Genomic DNA, 14,271 nt, shown 5'->3' on the forward strand with positions numbered 1-14,271 from the left:
GTTTCATATCGCTTTATTTTCCAAAAAAAGAGGGTGTTCCAGAAATAACGGAGCACCCTTTCCATAACTATATATGCACATAATCACTTTTTTATTGAAGCAAGGCGATCTTTCTTATTATTCTAAAAAGTCTAGATCATCTTCGCGTACGGATGTCGTCGATGCCCCTGCTGTGATGCCATAATGTTGGCGAATTTCACGCGCAATTTCTTCCATGATGTGTGGGTTTTCTTTTAAAAATTGTTTGGCATTTTCGCGCCCTTGTCCTAGTCGTTCATCTTTGTATGAATACCAAGCACCGCTTTTTTGAATAATGTCGAGTTCAGCACCCATATCAATAATTTCGCCTTCTTTTGAAATTCCTTCCCCATACATAATATCTACGTCTGCTGTTTTAAACGGTGGCGCCACTTTGTTTTTCACGACTTTAATTTTTGTTTTATTTCCAACCATGTCGTTACCTTGCTTAATTTGTTCAGCACGACGCACTTCTAAACGAACAGATGCATAAAACTTCAATGCGCGACCACCGGGAGTTGTCTCTGGGTTTCCGAACATAACTCCTACTTTTTCCCTTATTTGGTTAATGAAGATAGCGATCGTTTTAGATTTATTGATGGCGCCCGATAGTTTACGTAACGCTTGGGACATGAGTCGCGCCTGCAATCCAACGTGAGAATCGCCCATTTCTCCTTCAATTTCCGCTTTTGGAACAAGCGCTGCAACGGAGTCGATAACAATAATGTCAACTGCTCCACTGCGTACAAGCGCTTCCGCAATTTCTAATGCTTGCTCCCCTGTATCTGGTTGTGAAAGCAACAATTCATCAATATTGACACCTAACTTTTCAGCATAAACAGGATCTAGGGCATGTTCGGCATCAATAAACGCTGCTTGACCACCTTGCTTTTGTACTTCAGCAATGGCGTGAAGAGCAACCGTTGTTTTTCCTGAGGATTCTGGACCATAAATTTCAATAATACGTCCACGCGGATATCCTCCTACTCCGAGCGCAATATCAAGTGCAAGAGAGCCACTCGATACAGTCGAAATTTGACGATCTGTTTGCTCTCCTAGCTTCATAATGGAACCTTTACCAAATTGTTTCTCAATTTGCTTTAACGCTTGTTCTAAAGCTGCTTGACGGTCGTTCAAAAAAACTCCTCCTTTTGCTTGTGAAAAATAAAGCAGTCACTGCTACTTATTACTATACATGTTTTATGTTTATTTGCCAAGAAAAAAACGAATAAATGTTCGTAAATCAATGTAGCAGTTGTAGTAAATAATAACAACCGTATTTCGCTGCACGCATCCGAATGGCTTGACGCCCCCCTGATAATGTAAGCGGAAATGTTTTCGTTCCTTGTTCAGTCGCTATCCCAATCCACACCGTTCCTACTCGTTTTCCTTCCAACTCACTTGGTCCTGCGACACCTGTAAAGCTAATTCCGATATCGGTTTGGCAAAGCTTTCGAACGTTTTCTGCCAACAATTGGGCGCACCGTTCGCTTACTGCCCCCTCTATTTGTAATATTTCTTTCGGCACATGAAGCACATTTTCCTTTATTTCATTTGCATAACATACAACTCCTCCTGCTATAACTGAAGAAGCTGTCGGAAGTGCAGTCATTTCCTCTAAAAATAACCCTCCCGTTAAACTCTCAGCAATAGCAAGTGTCTTATTCTTTGCTTTTAATGTAGCTAACAGTTTACTAAACAACGTTTCATCGTTGTAACCGTAAAAATAAGGACGCACACGTGCTAAAATTTTTTGCTCTACCTCGTTAATCATTCGCTTCGCTTCTTCTTCACGCTCATGCTTCGCTGTTAAACGGAGAGTCACTTCACCATCAGACGCAAGTGGAGCGATCGTTGGGTTGGTCTGCGCATCAATCAAATCTTCAATTTCTGCTTCTAGTTGTGATTCACCAATATGAAAAAAGCGCAAAACGAGCGATATGATTTTTTCGCGAACATGAAGCTTTTGCAATAAAAAAGGACGTCCATATTTTATGAACATCGGTTGCATTTCTTTCGGAGGTCCTGGGAGGAGCATATATGTAATATGGTCAACAGCAAGCGCCATGCCAGGAGCCATCCCATGTTCATTTTTTAACACGCAACTTCCTTCCAATACAAGCGCCTGCTTTCGATTGTTAGGTGACATCGGACGATTTGTTTTCGAAAAATAATCACAAATGGAACGCCATGCTTCTTCGTCTAAGACAAGTGATTTGCCCAGCATCTTTGCAATCGTTTCTTTTGTTAAATCGTCCTTTGTTGGACCAAGTCCCCCTGTAAAAATAATTAAATTGGAGCGTTGTTTAGCTATTTCAATCGCATGTGTAAGTCTTTGAGGATTATCCCCAACAACCGTATGGTAATATACATCTATCCCTATTTCAGCTAATTGTTGCGATAAAAATTGGGCGTTTGTATTTGTAATTTGACCGAGTAGAAGCTCCGAGCCGACCGCAATTATTTCTGCCTTCATCTTTTTCCCATCCCCTTTTTATTTACTTTGAATGACGAAATGCATGTTTATTTTTTGCGAAATAGTCCCATCCTGACCAAATCGTGAAAATGAGTGCGACCCATAAAGAAAGATCCGCAAACGGAAACGACAGCAGGGAGAAAGGAATATTATGCAAAAGAAGGGCAGCAATCGCTATAATTTGCGTCCACGTTTTAATTTTCCCAAGCATATTTGCTGCTACAACTTCACCTTCTCCTGCTAACACAAGTCGCAATCCCGTTACTGCAAATTCACGACTAATAATAACAATGACCATCCACGCTGGCGCCAAATCCAATTGAACGAGCGCAATAAGTGCAGCGGACACAAGTAGTTTATCTGCAAGTGGATCAAGAAATTTTCCTAAATTTGTTACTAATCCATATTTTCGTGCATAATATCCATCGATCCAATCTGTTGTTGATGCAATAATAAAAATAAGGGCAGCTATGGCGTGTGTTACCGGTAGCTGTTCTGTTCCGATTTGAATCACACCGAAATCAATCGGTGCCAGCAGAAAAATAAGGAAGAAAGGAATGAGAAGCATTCGCGCAATCGTAATTTGATTTGGTATATTCACAACACTTACCTCCAACACTTCATCCAACATTATTGTTTTTTATACACAATAGTAATATCTTGGCGCACATGATCGTTTGGATTGACAGGATATTCAAGCGTCTGACCGTTTATTTTCACTTCCGTATTTAATGTTTGTCCGATAACTAACAACACTTCTGTTTCGTTTGTCAAATCAAACGTTTCAGCTTGATTTGCGTACATCATTTTGCGTGCAAATGCCTTTCCTTTCCCGTTTTTTACTTCAATCCAAGCATCACCCTTTGTTGCAATGTCAATGATCAACTGCTCTCCTATCACTTCAAGCGTCGATTTTCGACCGTTCGTTTCCACTACTTCGACCATTGCTTTCGATGATTGCTCTTGTTGTTCTTTTTCCTTTTCTTCTAGTTTTTTTTCATTTTGTTTTTCCAATTGTTGCTCGGTTGCTTGCTCAGACTGCTCGAATTCTGTCTTTTCATTAATCACTTGTTCTTTGGGCTGTTCGTTCACCGTTTTGTTTTGAAAGAAAAACCAAAGAACAACTGCTACGCCGACAGCTAACATACCGATTAAAATTTTCGGAAGGATATCAAGCACTTTCGCACCTCGTTCTGATAGTTGTCGCGATTTAACACGAGACAACTCACCTGGAAGTTCTTCTTGTTGAGCATTCGGAATTTCATTTGCATATTGTTCAAACAGCTCATCTGGATTAAGACCGACCGCCTCCGCATATTGACGAATAAATGCTCGGACATAAAACTTCCCTGGCATAATTACATAATTTCCTTGTTCAATTGCTATCAAATATCGCTTTTGAATTTTAGTGATTTCTTGTAAATCATCTAAACTCATATTGCGCTGTTCTCTCGCTTCTTTTAAACGCTTCCCTAACTCTGTCAACGGAAACACCTTCCATCTTTAAAAATCGATATTTGAAAAACCATCGTTACCAAAGAAAGAGGATTGGTCAACGAGATCATACGTAATTTCCTCATCTGCATCATGACGCAATTCGATAATATAATCAAAATCATCCAATTTATATTCCGTATGCCTTACAAAAATATCGGGATGTTCAATCACTTTTGTTGCTGGCAACCGCATCAACTCTCGAATAAGCTGCCAATGCCGCTCGTTTGAACGACGTGTTGATACAATCCCATCAATAATAAAGACATTATTTTCGCTATACTCATCTTCAATGAGCTGACTGCGAATCGTTTGCTTAATTAACGTAGAGGAAACAAATAACCAACGTTTATTGGCGCATACGCTTGCAGCTACAATGGATTCCGTTTTTCCAACACGCGGCATACCGCGAATGCCAATTAACTTGTGACCTTCTTGTTTAAATAACTCAGCCATAAAATCGACGAGCAAGCCTAATTCATCTCGAACAAAACGAAACGTTTTTTTGTCATCAGCATCGCGCTGAATATAACGCCCATGCCGAACAGCAAGACGATCTCGGAGCTTCGGTTCACGCAACTTTGTTACCGTGATATCTTCCATTGTTGCTAAAATCGATTGTAGCCGTTCAATTTGTTCATGACTTTTACATAACAAAAGCATACCTCTACGTGAATCATCTACTCCGTTAATCGTGACGATGTTAATGGACAACATGCCAAGGAGCGATGCAATATCCCCTAACAATCCCGGCCGATTCATATGTATTTCATATTCTAAATACCATTCTTTTTTCTCCATATACTACCCCTTCTCCCCTTTACGTTACACGATACGATCATTGAAGCGACGCTTTGTCGAAACACGCATGTATGTTTATTTTACCATCTGAATGCGAGAATGAAAAGGACAGACAACTGTTTTTTGTGAACAGATAAACATAGTAAAGCAAGCTGGCGAATACCACCAGCTTGCTTATATCGCTTATTTATTTTGCACGAGCTTGATCATCATGTTCGCAATCGCATGTTGCTCTTGTTCATTTGCCACATGCCATAAATCAGCAAGTACACGTTCTTCTGGATTTTTCGGATCAACTTGTTTCGCCAAATAATCTCCAATCTGATAAGCGATATCTGAAATGACTTGCTGGTTCATTCCTTGCGCTTCTGCTTGATGAAGGCGATCAGCTAAAAAGCTTTTCCATTGCTCAAAATTATCAAGAACAGACATATGCAAACCTCCTTGAAATTCGTTTCAAGAACAGTTTGCCTCATGAAACAAAAAATTATGCTTGCTTAACAATACCAACCGCCATTTACAGATAAAATTTGACCCGTAATATACGAGGCGTGGTCAGAGATTAAAAAGGACACCGCTTTTGCTACATCTTCTGGTTTTCCGATTCTCCCAATTGGAATTTCATTCGTTAACGCTTCTAACTCTTCTTCAGTAAATTCATGGAGCATCGGTGTATCAATCGCTCCGGGAGCAATCGCATTTACTCGTATACCACTCAGCGCAACTTCTTTCGCTAACGCTTTAACAAACGTATTTTGTGCTCCCTTCACCATTGAATATAGCACTTCGCATGACGCCCCTGTGAGTCCCCAAATCGATGAAATGACAACAATTTGCCCACGACGTTGTTGAATCATAGAAGGCAACAATCGTTTTGTCAGTAAAAATGGACTTGTTACATGTAGTTGCACCATTCGTTCTACTTGTTCGTCATCCATATCCGTCATCAATCCATAAGCACTCATTCCACTATTATGAACGATGACGTCAATAGGATGGAAAATAGAAGACATTAACACATCTACCCCAGAAGGATGAGATAGATCAGCTTGAATGGCATACGTGTCTGTTGATAGTTCTTTCATTATATGTCGAACAGATTGTTCATTTTTGTAGTAATGTAAGTATAAACTATACCCATCTTTAGCAAGCTGCCGAGCAATTTCTTGCCCAATTCCCCCGCTCGCTCCTGTAATTAACGCATATTTCATCTTCCTTCACCTTTTTGGAACCACTTGACATACAGCAAACTGTTCACGCATAAAACATTCGCGGGCAACTGCTTTTATATCATCCGCTGTCAATGATTGTAACGTCCTTACGACATCGAATAAACTCATTTTATCGAATGCGTAACGAGTGAACTGATTCGCAATATACTCAAGTGAGTTCAACGAGCGTAAAAATGATCCGATTTTTTTTCTTTTCATCCGCTCTACTTGTTCATCGTCAATATCGGAAAACTGTACGAGAATACGCTGAATTTCTTCCGCTAATTGATCAGGTTGCGATGTGTCGCCACCAATTAAACCAAATCCAAAGTCACTTTCCTCTGTATAATCGACCGTAAATGTTTCATCAATTAATCCCTGTTGATATAACTGCTCATAGTGTGGTGAACTTTTTCCAAATAAATAATCAAGCAATAGTCCCATCGCACATTCATGTTTTAATTTTTCTTTCCCCTTTGCATATACACGTTTTGCTTTTATACCAACGAGACATTTTGGAGTCTGCACGTTCATCTCAATGACATGTTTCGCGCGCGCGACATGTGGTGGCTCTTCATACCGAAAGCGCTCAATCTCTGTTGGTGAACGGAACGTTTTTTTTGTTTGATTATTCCGTATTTGTTCGAGTATAGTCAATGGATCAACCGGACCGATAACAAACAATAACATATTACTCGGATGATAAAACGTCTCATAACATTCATACAATAAATCTTTTGTAATATGTGAAATGGACTCCACCGTTCCTGCAATATCAATTTTCACAGGATGATTGTGATACATGCTTTCAATTGTTCCAAAATACAAACGCCAATCTGGATGATCGTCATACATACGAATTTCTTGAGCAATAATTCCTTTTTCCTTTTCAACTGTTTGCTCTGTAAAATATGGTTCTTGGACAAAGTCAAGTAAAGTTTCTAAGTTTTCCTCTACATTTGTCGTGCTAGAAAATAAATAGGCTGTGCGTGTAAAAGACGTAAAAGCATTTGCTGATGCTCCCTGTTTGCTAAACGTTTGAAATACATCACCATCTTCTTTTTCAAACAATTTATGCTCTAAAAAATGGGCGATACCATCCGGCACTTTTTTCATACTCGTTTTTCCATATGGAATAAAACAGTTATCTACTGAACCGTATTTCGTTGTAAATGTTGCATATGTTTTATTAAATTCCTTTTTTGGTAAAATATAAACATCTAATCCGTTGTTTAGCCGCTCATAAAATAATTGTTCCTGTAATTGATTGTGGTGAATAATTTTCATCTTTTCTCACCTTCCTTCTCCGTTAAAAAATAAATTGTATCTAATTCAATTTTTTCACCTACACGAACAACATCTTCACGCGTCACTTTTTCGATCCCTTCTAGCCACTCCTCTAATGGGCGTTGCCGTGTTGCAATGACATTATGATAAGACATCTCAATCATTCCCCGCGCTGTATCAACTGTTTCTAACAGTTGATTACGAATGACTGCTTTTGTTTGAATGATTTCTTCATCGCTAAATTGCCCGTTGCGCATCGCCTTCGCCTGAGCATGAATAATCTCAAGTGCACGCTCATAATTGCTCGGTTCAATCCCTGCCATAACTATCATCATCCCTTGGTGACTTTCGATGCGTGAAGCTGCATAATAAGCTAAACTTGCCTTTTCACGCACATTCATAAACAATTTCGAATGTGCAAATCCACCAAAGATCCCATTCCATACTTGTAACGCATTGTAATCCGCATCGCTATATGTCGTATTTGTTCGATAGCCAAGATGTAGCTTTCCTTGCTTCACATCTTGTTTTTCTATAACTTCTTGCACATTTGTTCGTTTCGTTAGCGCTGTTGTTTCAATTGAACGCAAAGGACGAGCTTCTAATGAAAAGCGCCGAGCAACATCATGTTCTACATCCGTTAACGTCACATCTCCGACAATGTATAAGTCTATTTCATCGTGTTTCAACATGTGCTCGTAATGTTTATATAAACGTTTAGCATCAATTGTATCAACATCGTTCAGTTTACCGTGAACATCGAGAGCATAAGGCGTACCTTTATACATCTCTTCAATGAGTCGATGTTGAGCATATCTCATTTTATCATCAAACAACGATTGTATTTTTTGTTTTAATGCTCGTTTTTCTTGCTCAACGATGGCAACAGAAAATCCACCTTGCTCAGTAAGCGGACGAAACAGCATATCGCTAAAGAGCGTCAACGCTTCGCGTAGTAGGGGAGATGTATTGCCTAAAAATTTTTCGTTTGCCACATCCATTCGGATCGTAATTACATGATGTTCGCCTTTTTTCGCCAAATCTACTTGTAACGTCGCGCCGTATAATTCATCTAAATATGTACGAAGCACCTTCATGGAAGGGTGTCGCTCTGTAGCATTTTGTAGTACGTACGGAACAAGCGCACGCATCGTTATATCTTGTTCGCATAATGGGGCTTTCATTTTTAACACAAGCGTATTCGTTTTATATTTTTTTGTTGGAATGACATGAAGACGAAGACCAGCTATTGTTTTTACTTCTTCTTGAAACATACGATCACTTCCTTTTTATTTTATAGCCTCGACATTTTTCGCGCCTCTTATCCGTTAAATAAATCGGATGATAAATAACGTTCGCCTGTATCTGGCGCCATACAAAGCACACGTGCATCTTTCGGGAGAGTTCGCGCCACTTGAACGGCACAAAAAGCAGCTGCCCCGGCTGAAGCCCCTACTAAAATTCCTTCTTCTGCCGCTAATCGCCTCGCCATCGCTTGTGCTTCTTCATCTTTGATAAGTAAAATGTCATCATATACGTTCTGATTTAAAATACGAGGGATAAATCCTGGTCCAGTACCTGGAATTTTATGCGGTCCCGGCTGTCCACCTGAAAGGACGGGAGACCCATATGGTTCGACCACATAAATACGTAAACAAGGAAATTTTTTCTTCAACTCTTCCCCTGTTCCTGTTACCGTTCCCCCTGTCCCTGCGGTAAGTACAAACGCATCAATTCCCTCTGGAAATGCTTCTATAATTTCAATCGCTGTGCTCGCTCGATGGGCATCTGGATTTGCTTCGTTTTCAAATTGCATAGGAATGAAACTATGTGGAATGCTCTCAGCAAGTCGATATGCTTCATCAATAGCTCCTTGCATGCGCAAAGATGCAGGAGTTAAATGGACTTCCGCTCCATATGCTTTTAATAAATTGACACGTTCCTTTGTCGCATTATCTGGCATCGTAATGATGCAGCGATAGCCTTTTGCTGCGCATACCATCGCTAACCCAATTCCTGTATTACCTGATGTTGGCTCGATGATCGTGCTTTGAAAAGGGGCAATTTTCCCTTCTTTTTCTGCTCGTTCAATCATTCGTCTAGCCGCGCGATCTTTCACGCTTCCCCCTGGATTAAACGATTCAAGCTTTATATATACACTTGCTCCCCCAGGAAAAACAACCCGATTGAGCTTCACAATTGGCGTGTTTCCGATCAGATCGATAATCGATTGATACATCATTTTCCCTTCTTTCTATGTAAACCTTTCCTTTAATTGTACTATATCTCGAAATAACAATGGTGTCGAAACGTTTGAAGAAATGAAAAAAATCAGTTAGAATACATGAGTGGGTATTCGATTATATACGGAGGTTGGTGACAAAATGAAAAAATGGGCAGCTCTTTTATTCGTATTTCTTTTCATCATAAGCGGATGTGCACAAGGGGGCTACACAAACATTTCTGTTGATGAAGCAGCACAAATGATCCAAAAAGGAGACGTTGTTGTTCTTGATGTTCGAACAGAAGAAGAATACGCTTCTGGTCATATTCCAGGCGCGATTTTACTTCCTTTACAACAACTGAAAGAGCGCATAAATGAACTGAAAAAAGACGAGACATATATCGTTGTTTGTCGTTCAGGTAATCGCTCAGCACAAGCAAGCGAATTACTAGTAAGAGAAGGGTTTACAAACGTATATAATATGACGGGCGGCATGAACGAATGGAATGGTGATGTTGAAAAATAGGAGGCAGTCCTCCTATTTTTCAAACAAAAACGATAGACGTTTTTCTTTTTCATCCCATATAAGCGCAGCGTTAAACGTTCTTTCTCCCTTTTTAAATCCTTTAATGACATTCGTTTTTCCTTCAGTTAACAATTTTTTAATATTCGTTTGTGAAATGGATTTTCCTAACATCGTTTTTGAAATGGTAAATGAGCACTTTGTTTTTGCGTAATTGACACAACCGTAAAACGAACCTTTATCAATGACGGAGCCCCCACAAAGCTTACAAACCCCAACTTGTTTTCCGATCGTTGTTTTTTTCTTTCGCTGAATCGAAGCCGTATCAAGCCCTTTAAACGACCAACAGCTTGCCATTTGCACCGCATCTGTTACGATTTTCGCTGCTAATTTTTTGACTTGTTCCGTAAAATGTGTCGCTGACGCCTTTCGTTCACCAATTTCACTTAATCGTTGCTCCCATTTTGCTGTCATCTCGGGTGACGCTAAAATATGTGAACCGATGGCTTCAATTACTACTTTTCCTTTATCGGTTGCATATACTTGATTATTTTTTATTTCGATATAGTTTCGCTCCTTTAATGTTGTAATAATGGAGGCGCGCGTCGCTTCCGTCCCAAGTCCTTCTGTTTTTGCTAATACTTTTTCTAGTTGTTCATCGTCTAAAAATTTCCCTGCTGTCTTCATTAACGTGATAAGTTCGCCTTCCGTGTATCGCTCTGGCGGCAGTGTTTTTCCCTCTTTCACACGCACATCATATACCGTTCCTTTTTCTCCGCTTTGTACATTCGGTAAAAGTTGTAGATCATCATCTTGTGACATAAGGACGTCCCGCCATCCTGCTTGTATTTGTTTTTTTCCTTTAGAAATAAAACGCGCTCGTCCGTCAACAACCGTCACAATCGTTGTATATTCAAATATAGCCTCTTCACAATGCGCAGTAATCAATCGGCGAACGATGAGATCATAAATATTTCGTTCATCGTCGCTTAGCTTCGTTAAATTCGGGACTTGTTCGGTCGGAATGATAGCGTAGTGATCCGTTACTTTCTTTTCGTTTACATAACGTTTATTATGTAAAATTGATTTGTGAGCAAGTGGAAAATAAGAAGCATACTCCTCCTTTTGCCAAATTTGCTTTAAAATATGAGGAAACGTTTCTGCTTCTCCTTTTGTCACATATTGTGAATCAGAACGCGGATACGATACATATCCTTTTTGATATAGTTTTTGTAATATATCTAACGTTTTTTGTGGTGAATATTTAAAACGCTTGTTTGCCGTTGCTTGTAATGTTGATAAATTAAACAAAAGCGGCGGTAAAAACGTTTTTCGCTCACATGTAACTTCTTCTATCTCTACTTGTTTTCCTCTGCAAAATGCGCTCACCTTTTCGGCGAGTTGCTGATCATATGTTCTTGTTTCATTTTCATGCCACCATTTTCCTTCATATCGCTTTCCGTTCACATCAAATGCAGCAACAACTTCCCAAAACGGCTCCGAACGAAATTGCTCAATTTCTTTTTCTCTTCTCACAATAAGAGCAAGCGTTGGTGTTTGAACACGCCCAACGGAAAACACGTCATTCATCCCTTTTTGTTTCAATAAAATTGTATACACTCTCGATGCATTCATCCCAACGAGCCAATCCGCACACGCACGCGCATACGCTTCCTCGTACAAAGGACGCGTCTCGTTTTCATCTAACAACTGGCGAAAGCCTTGTTCGATTGCTTTCGGTGTTAACGATGAAATCCAAAGCCGCTTAATCGGCTTTTTTACACCGCTCATGTAGATGATGTTTCGAATGATTAATTCCCCTTCCCTCCCTGCATCGCCTGCGTGAATGATTTCTGTCACTTCTGGCTGACGGAGCAATTGTTTAATGATGGAAAATTGTTTCGCCTTTTTTCGATCCATTTCATATTGAAAACGATCGGGAATGATTGGTAACGTATCTAGTGTCCATCGCTTCCAGCTTGCTTCATACGTTTCTGGAGAAGCTAATTGAAATAAATGTCCAACTGCCCATGTCATATAAGCCCCCTTTGGAAACAATTCATTCGGTAAAATTTCAATATACCCCTCCCTTTTTTTCACTTGAAAAATAGATGCAAGCGTCATTCCTTGATCTGGTTTTTCAGCAATAATCACTTTCATTTTTTTCACCCCTTGACGAAAAGGAACCTGCTCAGCTAGCGAGCAGGTTATTTGGCAACTCATGTATCGTATCTTTTCCATTGCGTACGCATCATGAGCGACTGAATAATCGAAAAACATCCACCAATGACCCAATATAGCGATAAAGCTGAAGGAACAGAACTCGCTCCCACAAAAATCATGACAGGCATCACATATGACATGATTTTCATTTGTGTCACCGCTTCTGTTGTTGTGGCAGATGGGGATAAATGCATCGAAATAAATGTCGTTAAACTTGCTAATATAGGCATAATGAAATACGGATCACGATGACCAAGTTGCATCCATAAAAATGAATGTAGTTTAATTTCCTCCGTTCGCGAAATCGCATAATACAACGACATAAAAATAGGCATTTGAATAAAAATCGGCAAGCAACCGCTCAGTGGATTGACACCGTGTTTTTGGTATAACTGCATCATTTCTTGTTGCAGCTTTCGTTGCGCTTCCATATCTGTGCCTTTATATTTTTGTTGAAGTTTTTGGATTTCTGGACGAATGCGCTGGATCGCAATATTTGTCCGAAATTGTTTGACCATAAGCGGAAGCAACCCCAAGCGCACAATAATCGTCAATGCAATAATCGCAAGCCCGTAATTTTCTTGAAATGCATGTCCAAGCGTAAGCAGTAACTTGGACATCGGATAAACAAAATAATGATCCCATATACCTTCACTATGTTCTGTAATGGGTACGTTTCGATTGCATGCACTTAACAATAATACAAAAAATAAAACGATCCATTTTCTCACGTTGTAAATCCTCCTTGTTTGTTATTTATCAGCAAACAAGGAGCAACCTTCCTTCTTCATCACTCGCATGCGATCGTTCGTTTATTGGAATTTTTCGTTGTTGAAACATAATAAAACGGGTATAAAATAGTATATGTCTATATGCATCGCTTGGCTTTGCACAACCGCTTTTATCGTATGCGACGAACCGTTCAACGAAAATCACATGATTGGCTTGTCGCTTCACATAACACGCCATCGCTACAACAAACACACTTAATAGCGATACATACGTAAACATGTCAAATGAAAACTCAATAAACATGACCATTCTCCTTCCCCTAGCAATTATAACATGGAGAAGAGAAAATTACATACGAGAACGAAAATGAGCATCGATTTGTCATTTTCCCATCATTTCACGAATTTATCTCGGTAACAAACCTGTTAACCCACTAACAATGCCAATGGAAATGGCTTTTATGTTTATACGAATCCATCTTCATCCCCTCTTATATACGTTGTTTTCTATAACATAACCATACACTTTCCAATTTATATGTTAGAAAAGGCAACAAAAAAATGTTCAAAACAAAAAAGATGTATATAAATCAGTAAAAAAGAAATGGGAGGGGAACAAGATGGGAAAACTCATACAAACAGCCATAGAGCAAAAACAGTTTTACATTGACAAACTTATGAAAGCGAGAGAAATTAATGCCTCTCAATTTCATCATTGGACAGTAGCTGAACTTCGCCGCAAATATGAACAATATGAGGAGAGAGCGTATGGAAAAGAAAGTAATTGATCTGGCTAAACAAATGACCGAACTCGATTTACAGCGAGATGCAATGTTTGAACAACTCCTAGAACTTCTCGGCGATCGCGCCCATGAGATATTGAGATTTATACAAAACAAGTATTAAAGGCTCTTGTCACTGCAAGAGCCTTTAATACTCATATACGTATGGCTGTTCTGGCTCATTCACAACGGTGACACTTGGCTTTGTGATTACAGGGACAAGCCACTGCCTGTATGTCGTTTCATCAATTATTCCTTCAACTTTTACCCATGTGTCATTTTCCCATTTCGCCGCCTGATCCGTTTTTACCAATATCCCATAAACAGTTGCATCAGCTACACAACAAGTTACTCCATACCGTGCAACAACGAACTCATTTGTAGCAAAATCACGCTCCCGAAATACAAAGCCTGTAATTTCAATTCTTTTTCCAATTATATCATCAACTGTAGATGAGCAAATTCGCTAACATAAATTTACAACCAAACAAAAAAGAAGAC

General features: G+C 39.5%; 17 protein-coding genes. 3 read left to right on the forward strand and 14 right to left on the reverse strand.

From position 1 onward, the window contains the following. Positions 1-117: 117 nt before the first annotated feature. From recA to cysK, 10 genes are all read right to left on the reverse strand, one after another. A complete protein-coding gene (gene recA / locus ACYQY7_RS04500; protein ID WP_461200921.1) occupies positions 118-1,155 on the reverse strand; it encodes a recombinase RecA in 1,038 nt (345 codons plus the stop codon). Positions 1,156-1,261: 106 nt separating this feature from the next. Further along, the gene (locus ACYQY7_RS04505) at positions 1,262-2,494 is read right to left on the reverse strand and encodes a competence/damage-inducible protein A (RefSeq protein WP_461200922.1); all 1,233 of its coding nucleotides are present in this window, start codon (positions 2,492-2,494) and stop codon (positions 1,262-1,264) included. Between the two features lie 22 nt (positions 2,495-2,516). After that, positions 2,517-3,095 carry a CDP-diacylglycerol--glycerol-3-phosphate 3-phosphatidyltransferase gene (gene pgsA / locus ACYQY7_RS04510; protein ID WP_461200923.1) on the reverse strand — a complete coding sequence of 193 codons (579 nt, stop codon included), beginning with the start codon at positions 3,093-3,095 and terminating at the stop codon, positions 2,517-2,519. Positions 3,096-3,124: 29 nt separating this feature from the next. Continuing rightward, the gene (locus ACYQY7_RS04515; RefSeq protein WP_461200924.1) at positions 3,125-3,988 is read right to left on the reverse strand and encodes a RodZ domain-containing protein; all 864 of its coding nucleotides are present in this window, start codon (positions 3,986-3,988) and stop codon (positions 3,125-3,127) included. Positions 3,989-3,997: 9 nt separating this feature from the next. Beyond that, the gene (locus ACYQY7_RS04520) at positions 3,998-4,789 is read right to left on the reverse strand and encodes a DUF3388 domain-containing protein (RefSeq protein WP_009362682.1); all 792 of its coding nucleotides are present in this window, start codon (positions 4,787-4,789) and stop codon (positions 3,998-4,000) included. Between the two features lie 183 nt (positions 4,790-4,972). Further along, positions 4,973-5,221 (reverse strand): DUF3243 domain-containing protein, encoded by a 249-nt coding sequence (locus ACYQY7_RS04525; RefSeq protein WP_004890680.1) that lies wholly within the window; start codon positions 5,219-5,221, stop codon positions 4,973-4,975. A 65-nt stretch (positions 5,222-5,286) separates the two neighbouring features. Beyond that, the gene (gene ymfI, locus ACYQY7_RS04530) at positions 5,287-6,000 is read right to left on the reverse strand and encodes an elongation factor P 5-aminopentanone reductase (RefSeq protein ID WP_461200925.1); all 714 of its coding nucleotides are present in this window, start codon (positions 5,998-6,000) and stop codon (positions 5,287-5,289) included. 6 nt (positions 6,001-6,006) lie between these two features. Beyond that, complete coding sequence (yfmH, locus tag ACYQY7_RS04535; protein ID WP_461200926.1) at positions 6,007-7,287, reverse strand: EF-P 5-aminopentanol modification-associated protein YfmH; 1,281 nt, start codon at positions 7,285-7,287, stop codon at positions 6,007-6,009. After that, positions 7,284-8,561, reverse strand: a complete 1,278-nt coding sequence (gene yfmF, locus ACYQY7_RS04540; RefSeq protein WP_461200927.1) for an EF-P 5-aminopentanol modification-associated protein YfmF — start codon at positions 8,559-8,561, stop codon at positions 7,284-7,286. Before yfmF ends, yfmH begins: the two co-directional genes overlap by 4 nt. Positions 8,562-8,608: 47 nt before the next feature. Continuing rightward, positions 8,609-9,529: a cysteine synthase A gene (gene cysK / locus ACYQY7_RS04545; RefSeq protein ID WP_461200928.1), complete on the reverse strand. Its 921-nt coding sequence runs from the start codon at positions 9,527-9,529 to the stop codon at positions 8,609-8,611. Between the two features lie 142 nt (positions 9,530-9,671). On the opposite strand from cysK, the gene ACYQY7_RS04550 reads away from it, so the two are divergent. Further along, a complete protein-coding gene (locus tag ACYQY7_RS04550) occupies positions 9,672-10,037 on the forward strand; it encodes a rhodanese-like domain-containing protein (protein WP_461200929.1) in 366 nt (121 codons plus the stop codon). A 12-nt stretch (positions 10,038-10,049) separates the two neighbouring features. Here ACYQY7_RS04550 and ACYQY7_RS04555 read toward each other — a convergent pair whose 3' ends face one another. From ACYQY7_RS04555 to ACYQY7_RS04565, 3 genes are read right to left on the reverse strand one after another with little or no spacing between them, the layout of a single operon-like run. Then, positions 10,050-12,194: a DNA topoisomerase III gene (locus tag ACYQY7_RS04555; protein WP_461200930.1), complete on the reverse strand. Its 2,145-nt coding sequence runs from the start codon at positions 12,192-12,194 to the stop codon at positions 10,050-10,052. 59 nt (positions 12,195-12,253) lie between these two features. Then, complete coding sequence (yidC, locus tag ACYQY7_RS04560) at positions 12,254-12,988, reverse strand: membrane protein insertase YidC (protein ID WP_461200931.1); 735 nt, start codon at positions 12,986-12,988, stop codon at positions 12,254-12,256. Positions 12,989-13,016: 28 nt separating this feature from the next. Further along, positions 13,017-13,292, reverse strand: coding sequence for a hypothetical protein (locus ACYQY7_RS04565; protein ID WP_461200932.1), 276 nt, complete (start codon positions 13,290-13,292; stop codon positions 13,017-13,019). Positions 13,293-13,608: 316 nt separating this feature from the next. Here ACYQY7_RS04565 and ACYQY7_RS04570 point away from each other — a divergent pair, with 316 nt between their 5' ends. Both ACYQY7_RS04570 and ACYQY7_RS04575 read left to right on the forward strand, forming a co-directional pair. Continuing rightward, positions 13,609-13,776, forward strand: a complete 168-nt coding sequence (locus tag ACYQY7_RS04570; RefSeq protein ID WP_461200933.1) for a hypothetical protein — start codon at positions 13,609-13,611, stop codon at positions 13,774-13,776. Next, the gene (locus ACYQY7_RS04575; RefSeq protein ID WP_461200934.1) at positions 13,757-13,894 is read left to right on the forward strand and encodes a hypothetical protein; all 138 of its coding nucleotides are present in this window, start codon (positions 13,757-13,759) and stop codon (positions 13,892-13,894) included. The genes ACYQY7_RS04570 and ACYQY7_RS04575 overlap by 20 nt, the downstream gene beginning before the upstream one ends. Before the next feature lie 24 nt (positions 13,895-13,918). On the opposite strand, the gene ACYQY7_RS04580 is transcribed toward ACYQY7_RS04575, so the two are convergent. Next, a complete protein-coding gene (locus tag ACYQY7_RS04580; RefSeq protein WP_461200936.1) occupies positions 13,919-14,233 on the reverse strand; it encodes a TIGR03943 family putative permease subunit in 315 nt (104 codons plus the stop codon). Positions 14,234-14,271: the final 38 nt, after the last annotated feature.

Source organism: Anoxybacillus sp. TBDG-1, assembly GCF_054815885.1.